The 16,480-nt window shown below is 75.5% G+C and carries 14 protein-coding genes, 1 pseudogene and 1 riboswitch; of the genes and pseudogenes, 3 read left to right on the forward strand and 12 right to left on the reverse strand.

Annotated features, from left to right (window positions below; all coding sequences use genetic code 11):
• Positions 1-18: 18 nt before the first annotated feature.
• A complete protein-coding gene (locus P9841_RS07695; protein WP_283321479.1) occupies positions 19-261 on the reverse strand; it encodes a spore germination YkwD domain-containing protein in 243 nt (80 codons plus the stop codon).
• A gap of 1,159 nt (positions 262-1,420) precedes the next feature.
• Here P9841_RS07695 and P9841_RS07700 point away from each other — a divergent pair.
• Entirely contained in the window at positions 1,421-2,035 is a 615-nt protein-coding gene (locus P9841_RS07700) for an Lrp/AsnC family transcriptional regulator (protein ID WP_283321480.1), read from the forward strand.
• Here the strand turns inward: P9841_RS07700 and P9841_RS07705 are convergent.
• From P9841_RS07705 to P9841_RS07720, 5 genes and pseudogenes are all read right to left on the reverse strand, one after another.
• Positions 1,923-2,939, reverse strand: coding sequence for a universal stress protein (locus tag P9841_RS07705; protein WP_283321481.1), 1,017 nt, complete (start codon positions 2,937-2,939; stop codon positions 1,923-1,925). The two genes, P9841_RS07700 and P9841_RS07705, sit on opposite strands and share 113 nt — an antisense overlap.
• 114 nt (positions 2,940-3,053) lie before the next feature.
• Positions 3,054-3,299, reverse strand: a complete 246-nt coding sequence (locus P9841_RS19095; RefSeq protein WP_502848695.1) for an HNH endonuclease — start codon at positions 3,297-3,299, stop codon at positions 3,054-3,056.
• A 116-nt stretch (positions 3,300-3,415) separates the two neighbouring features.
• Positions 3,416-3,559 (reverse strand): annotated as a pseudogene (locus P9841_RS19100) (HNH endonuclease); the annotation flags it as partial.
• 205 nt (positions 3,560-3,764) lie between these two features.
• Positions 3,765-4,394: a C40 family peptidase gene (locus P9841_RS07715; RefSeq protein ID WP_349306939.1), complete on the reverse strand. Its 630-nt coding sequence runs from the start codon at positions 4,392-4,394 to the stop codon at positions 3,765-3,767.
• A 142-nt stretch (positions 4,395-4,536) separates the two neighbouring features.
• Positions 4,537-4,736, reverse strand: a riboswitch (cyclic di-AMP (ydaO/yuaA leader).
• Between the two features lie 210 nt (positions 4,737-4,946).
• A complete protein-coding gene (locus tag P9841_RS07720; RefSeq protein WP_283321482.1) occupies positions 4,947-5,645 on the reverse strand; it encodes an iron-dependent transcriptional repressor DtxR in 699 nt (232 codons plus the stop codon).
• A gap of 86 nt (positions 5,646-5,731) precedes the next feature.
• On the opposite strand from P9841_RS07720, the gene serC reads away from it, so the two are divergent.
• Entirely contained in the window at positions 5,732-6,865 is a 1,134-nt protein-coding gene (serC, locus tag P9841_RS07725) for a phosphoserine transaminase (RefSeq protein ID WP_283321483.1), read from the forward strand.
• A gap of 131 nt (positions 6,866-6,996) precedes the next feature.
• Here serC and P9841_RS07730 read toward each other — a convergent pair whose 3' ends face one another.
• The 4 genes from P9841_RS07730 to P9841_RS07745 form a co-directional block, all read right to left on the reverse strand.
• Entirely contained in the window at positions 6,997-7,539 is a 543-nt protein-coding gene (locus tag P9841_RS07730) for an LPXTG cell wall anchor domain-containing protein (RefSeq protein ID WP_283321484.1), read from the reverse strand.
• Positions 7,540-8,495: 956 nt separating this feature from the next.
• A complete protein-coding gene (locus tag P9841_RS07735; protein WP_283321485.1) occupies positions 8,496-10,292 on the reverse strand; it encodes a DUF4012 domain-containing protein in 1,797 nt (598 codons plus the stop codon).
• A gap of 10 nt (positions 10,293-10,302) precedes the next feature.
• Positions 10,303-11,682: an MFS transporter gene (locus P9841_RS07740; RefSeq protein WP_283321486.1), complete on the reverse strand. Its 1,380-nt coding sequence runs from the start codon at positions 11,680-11,682 to the stop codon at positions 10,303-10,305.
• A 9-nt stretch (positions 11,683-11,691) separates the two neighbouring features.
• Entirely contained in the window at positions 11,692-12,153 is a 462-nt protein-coding gene (locus tag P9841_RS07745; RefSeq protein ID WP_349306940.1) for a MarR family winged helix-turn-helix transcriptional regulator, read from the reverse strand.
• 565 nt (positions 12,154-12,718) lie between these two features.
• Between P9841_RS07745 and P9841_RS07750 the strand changes: the two genes are divergently transcribed.
• Positions 12,719-13,477 (forward strand): endonuclease domain-containing protein, encoded by a 759-nt coding sequence (locus tag P9841_RS07750; RefSeq protein WP_283321488.1) that lies wholly within the window; start codon positions 12,719-12,721, stop codon positions 13,475-13,477.
• Between the two features lie 27 nt (positions 13,478-13,504).
• On the opposite strand, the gene P9841_RS07755 is transcribed toward P9841_RS07750, so the two are convergent.
• The gene (locus tag P9841_RS07755; protein ID WP_283321489.1) at positions 13,505-14,830 is read right to left on the reverse strand and encodes a UDP-glucose dehydrogenase family protein; all 1,326 of its coding nucleotides are present in this window, start codon (positions 14,828-14,830) and stop codon (positions 13,505-13,507) included.
• A 137-nt stretch (positions 14,831-14,967) separates the two neighbouring features.
• Positions 14,968-16,395: an NCS2 family permease gene (locus P9841_RS07760; RefSeq protein WP_283321892.1), complete on the reverse strand. Its 1,428-nt coding sequence runs from the start codon at positions 16,393-16,395 to the stop codon at positions 14,968-14,970.
• Between the last annotated feature and the right edge of the window lie 85 nt (positions 16,396-16,480).

Below are 16,480 nucleotides of genomic sequence, written 5' to 3' on the forward strand. Positions count from 1 at the left end.
TCGGGCGCGCCGCCGGCGTCAGGAGAACAGCATCGCGGTGTAGAGCCGCCCGCCGTACGTCACCGCGCCGATCGAGACGGTCGACACCCCGTCCTTGAGGATCCACGCGCGGTGCGGCGGGGAGTTCAGGTACGCCTGGATCATCTGCTCGTCGCTGACGGGCTGCACCCACCCGACGATGTGGTCGCTGCCGGAGTGCCAGATGCTGCCGGCCGCCGCCATCGCCGCGGCGTGGTCCGCCAGGGAGGACGACCCGACCACCGCGAGCGCGGGCAGGCCGTTCGCCGCCCGGCCGCGTTGATCGAGGCGCCGAGCCCGCCGACGCCGTAGGAGGACACGCCCGCGACCCACGCGCTCGCAGGGGCGGCCGCGGCCGGGGCTGCGGCGCCGCCGCCGGTGGTCGTGGTGACGGGCCGTGACCCACCGGTCGGGCGTGCGGCTGCGGCGCGGGCGGCGGCCTCCGCAGCGGCGCGCTCGGCCGCGACCCGCTCGGCCTCGATCCGCGCGTCCTCCGCCGCCTGCCACGCCGCCTGCGCCTCGACGACGGCCCGCTGGGGGCGGCCACGGCCTGCGCGGTCGCCCGCAGCGCGGCGACGCTGGTGCCGTCGCCGAGGCCGACCGACGCCGCCTCCACGGCCTGCGTCGCCGAGCGCAGCGCGCCCAGGGCCTCGTCCCCGGCGTGCGGGGACGCGTCCGCCGCGGCCCGGGCGTCCGCGAGCACCCGCTCGGCCCCGGCGACCGCGGCCTCGCTCGCGGCGGCGTACGACGCCGCGACGGCGTCCGCACGGGCCGACGCGGAGACGGCGGCGTCCGCGCGGTCCGCGGCGACCTGCGCCGCGACCCGCTGCTGGGCGTGCGCCCAGGCGGTGGCCCGGGCATCCGCCCGCAGCTGCAGCACGACGGCCGTCGCGACCACGCCGACGAGCAGCAGGCAGAGCACCGTCACGGCGACCGCCCGACGGACCGCACGGGCGGGCGCGGCCGGCGCGACCGGCGAGGCCGGCGACGACGCCGGGGAGGGCGCCGGGGAGGGCGCCGGGTCGAGCGCGCGCGTGCGCTGCGTGGGGATCGTCCCGGTGGGAGCCTCCGAACGGGTGCGGGGCGGCCCGAGGCGCGGGTCGGGCGCCAGCTCCGGTGCGAGCGGCCCGGCGGGCGCCGGCGCCGGCTCGGTCGCGGTCGCTGCGGGCGCGGGTCCGGGCGCCGTCCGCCCGGCGTGCGGTGCCGGCATCCGCCTGCCCCCATCTGCTCGATGACGATCTCTCCCCGGTGTCATCGGCGCGCGGCGCGGCGGCCTGAAGGGTGTCGCCGAAGATCGCCTCCGACGACCGGCCCGGCTGCGGCCCGCGTGAGGGGCCGCCGGTGGTTCCCCAGCACCCGGACGACCGCGGAGGCCGTCCGCACCGTGCGCGAAGATGGGCCCGTGCCCACCTACTCCGGCGACCTGGACCCGATCGACGAGGCGCTGCTGCGCGAGCTGGCCGTCGACGCCCGCGCGTCGTACGCGGACCTCGGCGCGGTCGTGTCGCTGTCCGCCCCGGCGGTGAAGCGGCGCGTGGACCGCCTGCGGGAGCGCGGCGTCGTCCGCGGGTTCACCGTCCTGCTGGACCCGGCCGCCCTCGGGTGGGCCACCGAGGCCTTCGTCGAGCTGTTCTGCCACGGCTCGACGAGCCCGGCCACGATGCGCTCAGCCGTCGAGCGCTACCCGGAGGTCGTCGCCGCCAGCACCGTCACGGGCGACGTCGACCTGGTCGTGCAGGTGCGCGCCCGGGACATGCGGCACCTGGAGCAGGTGGTCGAGCGCCTCGCCGCCGAGCCGTTCGTGTCGCGGACGCGCTCCACGGTCGTGCTGTCGGCGCTGGTGCGGCGACCGGACGTGCCGCCCCCGCCTGAGCCGCCCGCGCCGCGTCAGCCCGCCGCTTCCGTCAGCCCGCCGCGCCGCCGTCCGCCCCGGCCCCGGCCGTCCCCGCGGCGCCTGCGGTCCCCTCGGCGCCGCCGGCCCCGGCGGCCGCCACCCGCTCCGCGCACCGGTTCGTGACCACCATCACCGGGCACGCCGAGTGGTGCAGCACGGCCTGGCTCGTGGAGCCGAGCAGCAGCCCCGTGAACCCGCCCCGCCCCCGGGAGCCCACGACGATGAGGTCGGTCGCGGCCGAGAACTCGGTGAGCAGCTCCGCGCCGGTGCCGTCCAGCACGGCCCTCCGCACCGTGGCGCCGGGGTGGTCGGCCAGCGCGCGGTCGACGACGACGTTGAGCCCCTCCGTGACGTCCGCGAGCACCTGCGTCTGGTCGATCGTCGCGGGCAGCCACGCCATGACGCCCGAGCCGCTGCCGACGGGCACGCCGGCGACGGCCGTGAGCTCGGCGCCCCACGCCTGCGCCTCCTCGATCGCGTGGCGCAGGGCGAGGTCCGCCTGCGGGGAGCCGTCCACGCCGACGACCATGCGCCGCACGGGCCGGACCACCGGCGCGGACTCGTCGCTCGGCACGATGCCGCCCCGGCGCTGGTCGCGCAGCGGCACGACGACGGTCGGGCAGTACGCGTGCGCCGGCAGCGTCGACGAGACGGTCCCGAGCAGCCGGTCCGCGAACCCGCCCTTGCCCCTGGTGCCGACGACGACGAGCGAGGCGTCCCGTGACATCTCGACCAGGACGGCCGCCGCGTCGCCGGTCGCCACGGTGGTCGTGACCTGGAGGTCCGGCCCGGCGACGCGCTGCTGCGCCTCCGCGAGCACCGCGCGGGCGCCCTGCTGGATGGCGGTGTCGTCGAGGGCCGCGTACCCGCCGTCCAGCGAGGCGGCCGTGAACGACGGCAGCGTGTAGGAGCACACCACGTGCAGCGGGCGCCGTCGCGTACGCGCCTCCCCGGCAGCCCAGTCGAGCGCGTGCATGCTCGCCGCCGACCCGTCCACCCCGACCAGGATCTCCGCGTCCCGCTTCATGGCTCCGACCTCCTTGGTGGCACACCCCAGTGTGCCCCCGATCATGCCGGATCCGCACCTGCCACGGAGCAGGGCGTGGCGTTTCCTTGCCGTCCCCTTGACCCGCTCCGTCGCTCAGGCGGCGAGGTACGCGGACCAGGCGGGCTCGTCGGCGGCCACCCCGCGCAGGAACGCCGTCGCACCCCGCGGGGCCGACGGCGTCCAGGCCAGCTCCCACCCGATCTCATGGAGCAGGTGGTCGGCCTTGCGGTGGTTGCACCGCCGGCACGCCGCGACGACGTTGGTCCACTCGTGCCGGCCGCCGCGCGAGCGGGGTGCACGTGGTCCACGGTGTCGGCGTGCGAGCCGCAGTACGCGCACCGGTGGTCGTCGCGCTGGAGCACGGTGCGGCGCGTCGGCGGCAGCGGCCGGCGCACGGGGACGTGCACGTAGCGGGTCAGCGACAGCACCACGGGCATCGGGACGGCGACGTGCTCGGAGTGCAGCACCCGCCCGTCCGACTCGAGCACCGTCGCCTTGCCCGACATCACGAGCGTGACGGCGCGCGGCAGTGCGACGACGCACAGCGGTTCCAGGCTGGCGTTGAGGAGCAACGTCCGGGGTGGCGCAGGGAGCAGCACGGCGAACTCCTTGACCGGGGGCCCGTCTGGCTGACGGGTCCGCTGGGGAGCGAGCAGCGCCAGCGTACGCGCCCACCCCGGGAACCGGCCCGGTCTTTCGCGCCGGCCGCGCCGGTGCGCGGCGTGCGGACCCCCGGGGACGGCAGGACCCCCGCACCCGGGGCGGGTGCGGGGGTCCTGGAGGCGTCGTGCGTGCCCGGGAGACTCAGCCGATGCGGATGAACGTCGGCGAGCTCTGCCAGATGGCGCGGAACTGCACCGTCTTGCCGGGGCGCGGGGAGTCGATCTGCTGGTCGCCGCCGGCGTAGATCGAGATGTGGCCGGGGCTCCAGATGAGGTCACCCGGCTGGGCCTCGGCGGCCGAGATGACCGTGCCCGCGTCGCGGATCGCCGACGACGTGCGGGGCAGCGAGATGCCGAGCTGCGCGTACACGGACACGAAGCCGGAGCAGTCGAAGCCGTCCGGGGTCGTGCCGCCGGAGACGTACGGCGTGCCGACGTAGCGGGCCGCGATCTCGAGGACGGCGTTGCCGGCGACCGACTGCGGCACGGCAGCGGCGGCGACCTCGACCGGGGCGGCCTCGACCGTGGCGCGCTGGGCGCTGCGGGAGACGACCGGCTCGGGCTCCGGCTCCGGCTCGGGCTCCGGGACCACGGCGGTCGCGGCGGGGGCCTCGAAGGTCCACGCGGCGTCGGCCGGGGCGGTGACGACCGGCGCGGTGTCGAGGACCGTCTTCGCGGAGGCGGTCAGCGCGGTGGTGTCGACCGACGGCAGCGCGGCCTGGTCGCCGGAGGTCGTCGCGGCACCGGCCGGGACGGCGACCGCGGAGACCATGAGCCCCGTGGTGGCCGCGACGACGGCGGTGCGGCGACCGGCCTGGGCGAGGGTGCCCGTGGCGGCGGTGGCGAGGTCGGTCAGGGGGTGACGGGGCGACGCGCAGAACGGTGTCGGGCGCGCACAGCACTTGCGGACACGTACAGCCTCTCCTGGCGCCTACGAGGTGAGCTGTCGGGTTCGGGTGGAGATACCCGGCCGCGTGACGCTCCCGGGAGGTCCCGGTCACGTCGCGCGGCTTCACCCCAAGGACACCGTCTCCGGTGCCCACAAGTGGTTCCCCGCCCCTGCCGGCGAGTCGTACGGACCTCGGGCGGCGGCAGGGCTCGGCGTACCGTCCAAGGGCTCTGACGGAGGAGGGTTCCGTCGAGCAGGACCGACCGTACCCGACCCCCGAGCCGATTGTCACGTTCCGGTCACGATCCGTTTGCCGATCACCCGGACGCCCCCACGAGGACCCTGGTCACGCACACGACGAGGCCCCGCGGGTGGCGCGTGCCACACCGCGGGGCCGTCGGTGCCGGGCGCCGTCACCGGCGCGGGGCGAGGGCCTCAGCCGACCCCGAGGAACACGTGGCGCGCGACCTCCTGCGGCAGGTCGAGCACCGTCTCCGCGCCGGGCCTCCCGACCGTGACGACGCCGGCGCCCTTCTCGACCGTGACCTCCTGGCCGGGACGCACGCCGGCCTGCGCGAGGCGGGCGAGCAGGTCCACGTCCGTCTGGATGGGCTCACCCAGCCGGGCGACGACCCCCGTGGTCGGGCCGGTCGCGGCCGCCGCGACGGCGACGAGCGACTCCACGCCGTCGAGGAACCCGACCGGCGTGCGCTCCTCCCCGATCTCGTCGAGACCGGGGATCGGGTTGCCGTACGGGTCGAAGTGCGGGTGGTCGAGCAGGCCGGCGAGCCGGCGCTCCACCCGCTCGCTCATGACGTGCTCCCAGCGGCACGCCTCCTCGTGGACGTACTCCCAGTCCAGCCCGATGACGTCGACCAGCAGCCGCTCGGCCAGCCGGTGCTTGCGCATCACGCGCATCGCCTTCGTGCGGCCCGCCTCGGTCAGCTCCAGGTGGCGGTCACCGGACACGACGACGAGCCCGTCCCGCTCCATGCGGGCGACGGTCTGGGACACCGTGGGACCGCTGTGCCCGAGCCGCTCGGCGATGCGGGCGCGCAGCGGCGTGATGCCCTCCTCGGTGAGCTCGTAGATGGTCTTCAGATACATCTCGGTCGTGTCGATCAGGTCACTCACGCCGGTGCCCTCCTGTGTACGCAGACGTCCGTCCACAGGCTAGTGGTCCTGCCGCCGGGCGGCGTCGGGCGCGTAGGGTGCGGCGCGTGACCGTGACGCCCGCCACCGTGACCATCCCCGAGGAGCTCCTGCCGTCGGACGGCCGGTTCGGCTCCGGGCCCGCGAAGGTCCGCGACGCGCAGGTCCGGGCGCTCGCCGAGGTCGGCCGCAGCCTCCTCGGCACCTCGCACCGCCAGGCCCCCGTCCGCTCGCTCGTCGGCCGCGTGCGCGCCGGGCTCGGCGAGCTGTTCTCCCTCCCGGACGGGTACGAGGTCGCGCTCGGGAACGGCGGCTCGACGGCCTTCTGGGACGTCGCGACGCTGTGCCTCGTGGAGCGCCGGTCGGCCCACGCCGTCTTCGGGGAGTTCGGCGGCAAGTTCGCGGCCGCCGCGGCGCGCGCCCCGTTCCTCGAGGACCCCGTCGTCACCGAGGTGCCCGCCGGGTCCTCGGCGACGCCCGCGGCCGCCGACGGCGTCGACGCCTACGCGTGGGCGCACAACGAGACGTCCACCGGCGCCGTCGCGCCCGTCCGCCGCGTGCCGGGCTCCGCCGACCAGGGCGCGCTGGTGCTGGTCGACGCCACCTCGGGCGCCGGGGGCCTCGCCGTCGACGTCGCGCAGACCGACGCCTACTACTTCGCGCCGCAGAAGTCGTTCTCGTCCGACGGCGGCCTGTGGCTGGCCGTGCTGTCCCCCGCCGCGGTCGAGCGCGCCGAGCGCGTCGAGTCCGGCCGCTGGGTGCCCGAGTTCCTGTCCCTGAGCGCGGCCGTGCGCAGCTCACGCGCGGACCAGACCCTCAACACCCCCGCGATCGCCACGCTCGTGCTGCTCGCGGAGCAGGTCGACTGGATGCTGGCGAACGGCGGCCTCGACTGGTGCGCCGCGCGGACCGCGACCTCCGCCGGGCACCTGTACGGCTGGGCGGACGCCCGCGACTGGGCCCGCCCGTTCGTCACCGACCCCGGGCAGCGCTCACCCGTCGTCGGCACCGTGGACCTCGCGCCCGAGATCGAGGCGCCGACCGTGGCGCGCATCCTGCGGGCGCACGGCATCGTCGACGTCGAGCCCTACCGCAAGCTCGGGCGCAACCAGCTGCGGGTCGCGATGTTCCCGTCGGTGGAGCCGGACGACGTGCTGGCGCTCACCGCCTGCATCGACCACGTGGTGGACCGGCTGCTCTGACGACCGGGGCGCGCTCCCCGCGCGCACGGCCGACGCGACGGACGGCACCGGCCGGGCACGCGACCGACGGCACCGGCCGGGCACGGGGCCCGGCCGGTGCCGTGCGATCCCGCCCGGTGGGCGGGACGGGGTCAGCGGGCCCGGTGGGTCCGGCGGGACGCGACCACGACCAGTCCGGCACCCAGCAGCACCGCGCCACCCGCGGCGGCCAGCAGCTGCCACGAGTTCGCCCCGGTCACGGCGAGCACCGCCGACTGGTAGCGGACCTCCGTCGCGGGCGCGGCGAGCACCTCGGAGGTCGTCACGACGCCGGAGACCTCCGAGTCCGGGGGCGTCACGACCACGCCGTCGACCTCCTCCTGCGGCCCCGCGCACGCCGACGTCGGCGGCGGGTAGGCCACGACGGTCGACGCCGACGGGTTCACCTCGAACTCGACCCGCACCGCCGGCCGGGAGAAGTCGAACTCGTCGTGCTGCACCCACGTGCCGTCCGGCTGCTGCGACCAGCCGGGCCAGTCGACGACCTGGTCGCCGTCGAGCACGGTGCCGGGCCAGTACACCCGGCCGCTGAGCGGCAGGCCCGACTGGACCACCGCGTCGCCGTCGGGGTTGACCCACGTGAGCGTGACCGTGTCGTTCGACGTCCCGTACGGCTCGACGGCGTAGTCGAGCACGGGGGCGTCGCCGACGCAGAGCGCGGTCGCGCGGGCGATGACCAGCTCGCAGCGACCGGCCGGGGCGTAGCCGTCGGAGGGCGTCGTGCACGCGGCGTCGGGGTCGGTCGCGCCGGCGTCCGGGCCGGGGTCGGTCGCGTCCGGGCCGGCCGCCGGGTCGTCCGCGGCCGGGTCGTCGGCCGCCGGCCGGAGCGCGAGCCGGTCCCGGCGTCGCGGGAGCCGGCGACGCGAACGCCGGAGCCGCTCCCGCCGTCACGGCCAGCGCCGTCAGCAGGAGCCCGGCGAGCGCTCGTCGCGTCCGTGCCATGTCACACCTCCACCCGCCCGACGCCATCGCCGGGCTCGCCTCACCGATTCGTACAAATCGGACATTTCGCCCATGCTACGGCCACCGGGGCCCGACGCGCCGACCGGAGGGCCGGGTGAAATCCGCATGATCACGCGGAAGAGCACCCCCGAAGCCCCCGACCAGCCACGACACCCCACGCACCGACCCACCGACCCACCGACCCACCGGCACTCGCCGCCCCCACCCGCCCCACCCGTTCGGAGGCTCCCACCGCGCTCGGAGGTGGCCGCGCGCCGTCGTGGTGGTCCACGGACCACCACGATCACCGTTCGGAGCCTCCGACGGGGACGGAGTTCGGCTCTGCGCGGGGTGCGGGGTGCCGTGCGGTTCGCGGTCACGCGCACCCTCGGTCGGAGGCTCCGAACGCGCTCGGAGGTGGCCGCGCGCCGTCGTGGTGCTCCCCGGACCACCACGATGGCCCGTCGGAGCCTCCGACGGGCTCAGAGGGGGGGGTGGGTGCGGGGGTGGGGTGGGTGCGGGGGTGGGGTGGGTGCGGGGGTGGGGTGGGTGCGGGGGTGGGGTGGGTGCGGGGGTGGGGTGGGTGCGGGGGTGGGGTGGGTGCGGGGGTGGGGTGGGTGCGGGGGTGGGGTGGGTGCGGGGGTGGGGGTCAGGGGGCGGGGCAGTGGGACTCGACGAGGCCCGGGCCCGTCAGGGTGGGGGTGGTCCAGACGGTGATCCCGCTCGCCGTGGCCGGCACCGTCAGGGTGTAGGTCTCCGCCCCGCCCGGCTCGAGGCGGGAGGTCACCACGGCGACGTCGCGGCGCGCGGTGCGGGCGGTCTGCCCGCCGACCACGGCGTCGTCGCGCCGGATCTCGCCGAGCCGGCCGTCACGCGCGGAGTAGAACGACACGTTCGTCGCCAACCACCCGGGCGGCAGCCCGGACCCGCCGTCCCCGAGCACCTGCGCCGGGAAGGTCGCGACGTCGGCGGGCGGCCGGTAGCCGAGCGTCAGGTCGATGCGGGCCTGCACGTCCGGTGACCCGCACCCGGTCAGGGTCACGGCGACCTGGGCGTCGAGGTCGACGTCGAGCTTGCCGGCCGTCGCGTCGTCGAGGAACACGCCGACGGCCTGCCCCGCCGTGCCGGTCGGCGTCGGCGGGTCGCCCGTGAGGAACGCCCCGCCGAGCACGGACGCGGCGATCCCCGCCTGCTCGACGGGGTCCGCCGACCACACCGCGACCCGGCGCTGCTCCACGGCGTCGGCCGCGACCTGCACCGCCGCCCCCGCGGTCGCCGGGTCGGCGGCGGCGTCGCGCAGGACGCCGAACGCCTCCGCCGCGACCTGGGCGTAGAACGCGTCGCCCGCCTTGGGGTCGCCGTACGCGAGGTAGGCGTCGCGCAGCAGGCCCCGCAGCAGGTCGTCCCCGCCGAGCTCGGTGCCGTCCGCGCTCACGGTCCGCCCGGTCGCGCCGAGGAGGTCCGCGACGACCACCGGGTCGGTGGCGAGCACCCCATCAACCCGCTGCCCGGTGGACGCGGTCCAGAACGCGGAGGCGGCCTCGGCCGCACGCGGGAAGTCGGGCGTGAGCACGGTGTCCTGCACCCACCGGCCGAGCCGGTCGCCGAACAGCGCGAGCTCGGCGTCGCTCAGCGGCAGCGCGGACTCGGCGAGCTCGGGCAGGTCCGCGGTGCTGCGCTGCCCGACGAGCCCCACGGCGCCGTCGCGGGCCTGGAGCACGCTGACGGCACCGACGATGCCGCCCTGCGCGCGCAGCTCCGCCGGGTTGAGGGACAGCAGCAGGTACGTGCGCGGGCCGTCCGCGCCGAGGAGGCCGGGCAGCACGGGTGCGAGCTCGCGGACCGTCTGCAGCGGCCCGGCCGCGCGGTCGACGGCGTCACGGAGCCCGGCCACGGGACCGGCGAGCGGCCCGACCAGCCCGTCGGGGTCGACGGCGCCGAGGTCGGTGCGCAGCCGCTCGACGGTGGCCGCCGCGCGGTCGAGCGCCGGTGCCGCGTCGGCGAGCGCCTGCAGGTCGACCCAGCCGTCGGGCACGGTGCCCCCGCCGGCCGACGCGCCTGCGCCGCCGGACGGCTCGGCGAGCGAGTCGAGGGCGTCGAGGAGGTCGGGCGCGGCGTCGCCCGCGAGCGCGTCCGCGGCCCGGCCGATCGCCGAGACGGCGGCGAGGTCGTCCCCGACGACCGGCAGGTGCTCGGCCACGCGCCACACCGGGTCCTGCCCGGCGGCGTGCACCCGGGCGGCGGCGTCCTGCACCGCGTCGAGCCGGTGGCGCAGCGCCGCGACGTCGAGCCGCGCGACCTCCTCGCCGGCGCCGGACGCGGCGGCCTGCAGGTCGCGGGCGGCGTCCGCGGCCTGCCAGGCCCGGTATGCCAGCCACCCGCCGACCAGCAGCACCGCGGTGAGCAGCACGGCGGCGGCCAGGAGCACACGCCGCCGGATGGTCATCGACCGATCGTCACATACCGGACAAATCGACCGGCCCGCAGGGGGCCAAGTTCACCCGGGTGGTGTCACACCGACGCGTCGGCGGCCTCCGCGCGGCGAGCTGGTCGGCCGCCGCACGGCGAGGCGCGGGCACGTCCGGGTGCAGCACCTCGAGGTGGGGGCGCGTCCGCACGTGGTACCGCAGCTCCACCTGCCAGCGCCGCTTCGCCCACACCGCGGCGAGCGCCGAGACGAGCAGCGCCGTGATCGAGCCGATGCCGATCGACCAGCGCGGGCCGAACGTCTCACCGATCCACCCCACGATCGGCGACCCGATCGGCGTCGCCCCGAGCATGACGATCATGTAGAGCGACATCACCCGACCACGCACGGTGGGGTCCGTCGACATCTGGATGGTCGTGTTGGCCGCCGTCAGCATCGTCAGGGACGCCAGGCCCACCGGGATGCACGCGACCGCGTACGAGGCGTACGTCGGCATCAGCGCCTGCACCCCCGTCGCCACGCCGAACGCGAACGCCGCCCCGATCACGAGACGCACCCGCGGCCGCTCCCGCCGCGCGGCCAGCAGCGCCCCGCCGAGCGAGCCGATGGCCAGCACCGACCCGAGGATCCCGTACTCCCCTGCGCCCTTGCCGAACTCGGCACGCGCCATGAGGGCCGACGTCATCTGGAAGTTGAGGCCGAACGTCGACACCACGCCGATCACCGCCATGATCACGAGGATGTCGCTGCGCCCGCGCACGTAGCGGACGCCCTCGCGGATCTGGCCCTTCGCGCGCCGGGCGACCGGCATCGCGTGCAGCTCGGACGTCCGCATCGCCACGAGCGCCAGGATCGTCGCCGCGAACGACACCCCGTTGATGACGAACACCCAGCCCGTGCCGACCGCCGCGATCAGCAGCCCCGCGAGCCCCGGCCCGATCAGGCGCGCCGCGTTGAAGGACGTGCTGTTGAGCCCCACCGCGTTCGACAGCCGGCCCGCGGGCACCAGCTCCGCCACGAACGTCTGCCGCACCGGCTGGTCGACCGCGGCGACCGCCCCCAGCAGCGCCGCGAAGACGTAGACGTGCCAGAGCTCGGCGTGACCCGAGAGCACCAGCGCACCCAGGCCGAACGCGAGCACGCCCTGCGCGGCCTGCGTGATCATCAGCAGCTTGCGGCGGTTCACCCGGTCCGCGAGCAGGCCGGCCCAGGCCGACAGCAGCAGCGTCGGGGCGAACTGCAGCGCGGTCGTGATGCCGACCGCCAGCCCCGAGTCGTCGGACAGGTCGGTGAGCACGAGCCAGTCCTGCCCGACACGCTGCATCCAGGTGCCGATGTTCGCGACCAGCGCGCCGGCGAACCACAGCCGGTAGTTGACGTACCTCAGCGAGGCGAAGGTGGAGTTCATGCAGGGGCCTCATCCTGCCGCGATCCGGCGCAGCAGCACGGCGGCCTGCGCCAGGGTCCGGCGTTCGTCGGGGGTCAGGTTCGAGCTGGTCGGCGAGCCACGCGTCGCGGCGGCGGCGGGTCTCCCGGACCTCGGCCTCCCCGCGTCCGTCAGGCTCACGACGACCTGCCGCCCGTCGGTGGGGTGCTCCGACTTCGCGACGAACCCCAGCCCGACCAGGGCGTTCACGGTGCGGGTCATCGACGGCGGCTGCACGTGCTCGGCCTCGGCGAGCGCGCCGGGCGTCAGCGGGCCCTCGCGCAGCAGGATCGCGAGGACGTTGAACTGCGGGTCCGGCAGGTCGGCGGCGCCGCGCCGTGAGCGGATGCGTCGCGTGGACTTGGCGAGCGCGACGCGCAGCTCACCGGCGAGCGTCGACGGCCGGCACTGCGCCGCGGCCACACGCGGCTCCTCGGGGGCATCGGCAGGCATGTCCTTACCCTAACTCATTACCTTCGCTAACGACACCGCCGCCCTCTCGACCGCCGCACCCGCGGGCCGGTCGGCTCGTCGAGAGTGCAGTCGTTGCGGGTTTCGCCGCTCTGAACCCCGCAACGACTGCACTCTCGTGCGGCAGCACGGGCGGGAGGTCGAGCGGGACGGGCAGGTCGAGCGGACCGCACGGGTCTGAGCGGTCCGGACGGGTCGGTCAGCGGGGACGGGTCCTCCACAGGGCCAACCGGATGGTCCGGTCCCCAGGACGACCACCCCGGTACTGCCCTTCGCGGGCCCGACGCATCACCGTGGCTGCATGCCGCAACGCCCCGCTCCTGTGCCGTCAGGGCTCGGGGCGGCGTTCAGCGTCCGTGAGGGCCGGGCCGCGGGCATGACACCGGCGCAGCTCCGTCGTGAGTCCCTCCGGGCGCCGACCCGCGGCTTCCGCGCCACCGGACCACCTCCGGAGGCGGTCGACGTCCTGGCCCGGTGCCGCGAGGCCTTGCCGTGGCTACCGGCGGACGCGGTGTTCTGCGGTGCGACGGCACTCGCGCTGCTGCACGTGGACCTGCCGCGAGGCGTCGACCCGGCGGGCGCTCTGCACGTCGAGGTCGGCCCGGGCACCACGCCGCCGCGTCGGCCGGGTGTCCGGGGCCATCGCCGTAGCGAGCCCGGGGTCCCCACGCGGTTGCTCGCGGGCGGCGTGCGGGTGCTGCCGCCCGAGGTGGTGTGGACCCGGATGGGCGGCGAGCTCGACGAGGAGGAGCTCGTCGTGCTCGGCGACGCGCTCACCCGCCGACGCGCCCCGCTGTCGTCCGTCGGCGGGCTCGAGGACGCCCTCGCGCTCCTGCCGCCGAGGGCACGTGGCCGGCGACGGCTGCGCGCGGCGCTGTCGCGGGTCCGACCTCGCACGGACTCGCCGATGGAGACGCGGCTGCGCCTCCTGGTCGTCAGGGGCGGCCTCCCCGAGCCGGTCGTCAACGTGCCGGTGCTGTCGGGCTCCGGGACGTTCGTCGCGCTGCCGGACCTCAGCTACCCGGCGTCGAAGGTCGCGATCGAGTACGACGGGGACGTGCACCGGACGGACCGCACGACCTGGCGGCGGGACATCGGCCGGCGCCAGGCGATGGAGGCGCTCGGCTGGCGGGTCGTCACGTGCACCGCGGACGACCTCCGACGCCCCGCCCGGACACTCACCTGGATCCGCGCGGCCCTGACCCACGGCCTCGCCCGGCCCCACGAGGTTGCAGCAGATGCGGGGTTCAGCGCGACGAACCCCGCATCTGCTGCAATCTCGACGCGAGGCGCGGGCGGGCGGTGAAGGTCAGGGACGGCGGACGGCCGCGGGTCAGGGGCGGCCGAGGGCGCGGTACGTCCAGCCGGCCGCGCGCCAGCGGGCCGGGTCCAGCACGTTGCGGCCGTCGAGGATGCGGCGCTCCGCGACGAGGCCCGCGATCGAGTCCGGGTCGAGCGCGCGGTACTCGGCCCACTCGGTCGCGAGCAGCACGACGTCCGCGCCGGTCACGGCCTCCTCGACGGTCGGCGCGAACGCCAGGCCCGGCCAGGCGGCGCGGGCGTTGTCGACGGCCTGCGGGTCGGTGACCGTGACGTGCGCGCCCTGGAGCTGCATCTGCGCGGCGACCGACAGGGCCGGCGAGTCGCGGATGTCGTCCGAGTCGGGCTTGAACGCGGCACCCAGCACGGCGATGCGGCGGCCGACGATGGACCCGTCGCAGACCTCGCGGGCCAGGTCGACCATGCGGACCCGGCGGCGCATGTTGATCGCGTCGACCTCGCGCAGGAACGACAGCGCCTGGTCGACGCCGAGCTCGCCGGCGCGGGCCATGAACGCCCGGATGTCCTTGGGCAGGCAGCCGCCGCCGAACCCGAGGCCGGCGTTGAGGAACCGGCGGCCGATGCGGGCGTCGTAGCCGATGGCGTCGGCGAGGCGGGTGACGTCGGCGCCGGTCGCCTCGCACAGCTCGGCCATGGCGTTGATGAACGAGATCTTGGTCGCGAGGAACGAGTTCGCGGCGACCTTCACGAGCTGCGCGGTGGCGTAGTCGGTGACGACCAGCGGCGTGTCGTCGGCGAGCGGCGTCGCGTACACCTCGTCGAGCAGGAGCCGGGCGCGCTCGCCCTCCGGGGTGGGCTCGCCGTCGTCGTCGGTCGGGAGGCCGTAGACGAGGCGGTCGGGGTGCAGGGTGTCCTGGACCGCGAAGCCCTCGCGCAGGAACTCGGGGTTCCAGACGAGCGTCGCGCCGGTGCCGGCGAGCCGCTCGGCGAGCGCCTCCGCGGTGCCGACGGGGACGGTGGACTTGCCGACCACGAGGTCGCCGGGCTGCAGGTGCGGGAGCAGCGCCGCGAACGCGTCCTCGACGTAGCTGAGGTCGGCGCGGAACTCGCCGTGCTTCTGCGGGGTCCCGACGCAGAGGAAGTGGACCTGCGCCCCGGCGACGGCGGCGGTGTCGGTGGTGAACTCGAGCCGGCCGGTGCCCTGCGACTCCGTCAGCAGCTCGGGCAGGCCGGGCTCGTAGAACGGCGCCTTGCCCGCGGCGAGCATCTCGATCTTCGCGGGGACGACGTCGACCCCGACGACGGTGTGACCGAGCTTGGCCATGCTGGCCGCGTGCACGGCTCCCAGGTAGCCGCACCCGATGACCGACACGCGCATGACTGCTCCTTCGACCGACACGTGGGGACGGCGTCGAACCTACCCTGCGGGGTGCCGCGCTGGCACACAGGACAAAACGGGAACGCCGGCCCCGCGAGTCTCACGGGGCCGGCGTCGACCGGTCTGGGACGTCGGGCCTAGAGGCCGAGCCAGCCCTTGATCGGGCCGATGAGGAAGTACACGACGAACAGCGCGCCGGCCACCCACATCAGCGGGTGCACGCGGCGGGCCTTGCCCATCGCGAGCTTGATGACGATGAACGAGATGACGCCCGCGCCGATGCCGACGGTGATCGAGTAGCTGAACGGCATGAGCACGATCGTGAGGAACGCGGGGACGGCGACCTCGAAGTTCTTCCAGTCGATGCCCGAGACCTGCATGACCATGAGGAAGCCGACCACGACGAGCGCGGGGGTCGCGGCCTCGAACGGCACCATGTCGACCAGCGGGGACAGGAACGTCGCCAGCAGGAACGCGATGCCGGTGGTCACCGACGCGAGACCGGTGCGGGCACCGTCGCCGACGCCCGCGGCGGACTCGACGTAGGACGTGTTGGACGACACCGAGGCGGCACCGCCGGCCGCGGCGGCCAGGGAGTCGACCACGAGGATCTGCTTGGTGCGCGGCGGGTTGCCCTGCTCGTCGAGCAGCCCGGCCTCGCCGCCGACGGCCACCATCGTGCCCATCGTGTCGAAGAAGTCCGCGATCATCACCGAGAACACCAGCAGGATCACGGCGACCAGGCCGATCTTCTCGATCGAGCCGAACAGCGAGAACTGGCCGAGCAGCGAGAAGTCCGGCGTGGCCACGACGCTGTCGGGCAGCTGCGGGACGTTGAGCTCCCAGCCGCCCGGGTTCTCCGCGCTCTGCCCGCCGATGGACCCGACGGCCTCGACGACGATCGCGAGCACGGTCGCGGAGGCGATCGCGATGAGGATGGCGCCCTTGACCTTGCGGGCCATGAGGATGATCGCGAGGAACAGGCCGACGACGAAGACGAGCAGCGGCCAGGAGCCCAGCGAGCCGGCGATGCCGAGCTCCACGGGCGTGGCCTGGCTGAGCGGGATGCGGACGAAGCCGGAGTCCACCAGCCCGATGAAGGCGATGAACAGGCCGATGCCGACGCTGATGGCCGTCTTGAGCTCCATCGGGACGGCCTTGAAGACCGCCTCCCGGAACCCGGTGAGCACGAGCACCAGGATGATGAGGCCCTCGAGCACGACGATGCCCATCGCGTCGGCCCACGTCATGTCGGGCAGCGAGGCGATGGAGTAGGCGACCACGGCGTTCAGGCCGAGGCCGGCGGCGAGCGCCAGCGGGAAGTTCGCGACGACGCCCATGAGGATGGACATCACGCCGGCGACGAGGGCCGTGGTGGCGGCGATCATGCCGATGTTGGGCTCGGACCCGCCGCCGAGGAACGACCCGGAGCCGTCCTGCACGGTGCCGATGATCAGCGGGTTCAGCACGATGATGTAGCTCATCGTGAAGAAGGTGACGAGGCCGCCGCGGATCTCGGTCCCGATCGTCGAGCCGCGCTCGGAGATCTTGAAGAACCGGTCGATCGCGTTCCGCGGCTGGACGGGCGCAGACGCGGGCGCCCCGTGGAGGTGGTGGACATGGGGCGAAGTGTGGCAGAACCGTGAAGGC

The sequence above is a fragment of the Cellulomonas sp. ES6 genome (genome assembly GCF_030053835.1).
GTDB lineage: Bacteria > Actinomycetota > Actinomycetes > Actinomycetales > Cellulomonadaceae > Cellulomonas.

Excerpts from the sequence above, each read along its gene's own strand:
- P9841_RS07705 (WP_283321481.1), bottom strand. The coding sequence starts at position 2,939 with ATGAAGCGGGACGCGGAGATCCTGGTCGGGGTGGACGGGTCGGCGGCG.
- P9841_RS07715 (WP_349306939.1), bottom strand. The coding sequence starts at position 4,394 with ATGGTCTCCGCGGTCGCCGTCCCGGCCGGTGCCGCGACGACCTCCGGC.
- P9841_RS07735 (WP_283321485.1), bottom strand. The coding sequence starts at position 10,292 with ATGACCATCCGGCGGCGTGTGCTCCTGGCCGCCGCCGTGCTGCTCACC.
- P9841_RS07740 (WP_283321486.1), bottom strand. The coding sequence starts at position 11,682 with ATGAACTCCACCTTCGCCTCGCTGAGGTACGTCAACTACCGGCTGTGG.
- P9841_RS07745 (WP_349306940.1), bottom strand. The coding sequence starts at position 12,153 with ATGCCTGCCGATGCCCCCGAGGAGCCGCGTGTGGCCGCGGCGCAGTGC.
- P9841_RS07755 (WP_283321489.1), bottom strand. The coding sequence starts at position 14,830 with ATGCGCGTGTCGGTCATCGGGTGCGGCTACCTGGGAGCCGTGCACGCG.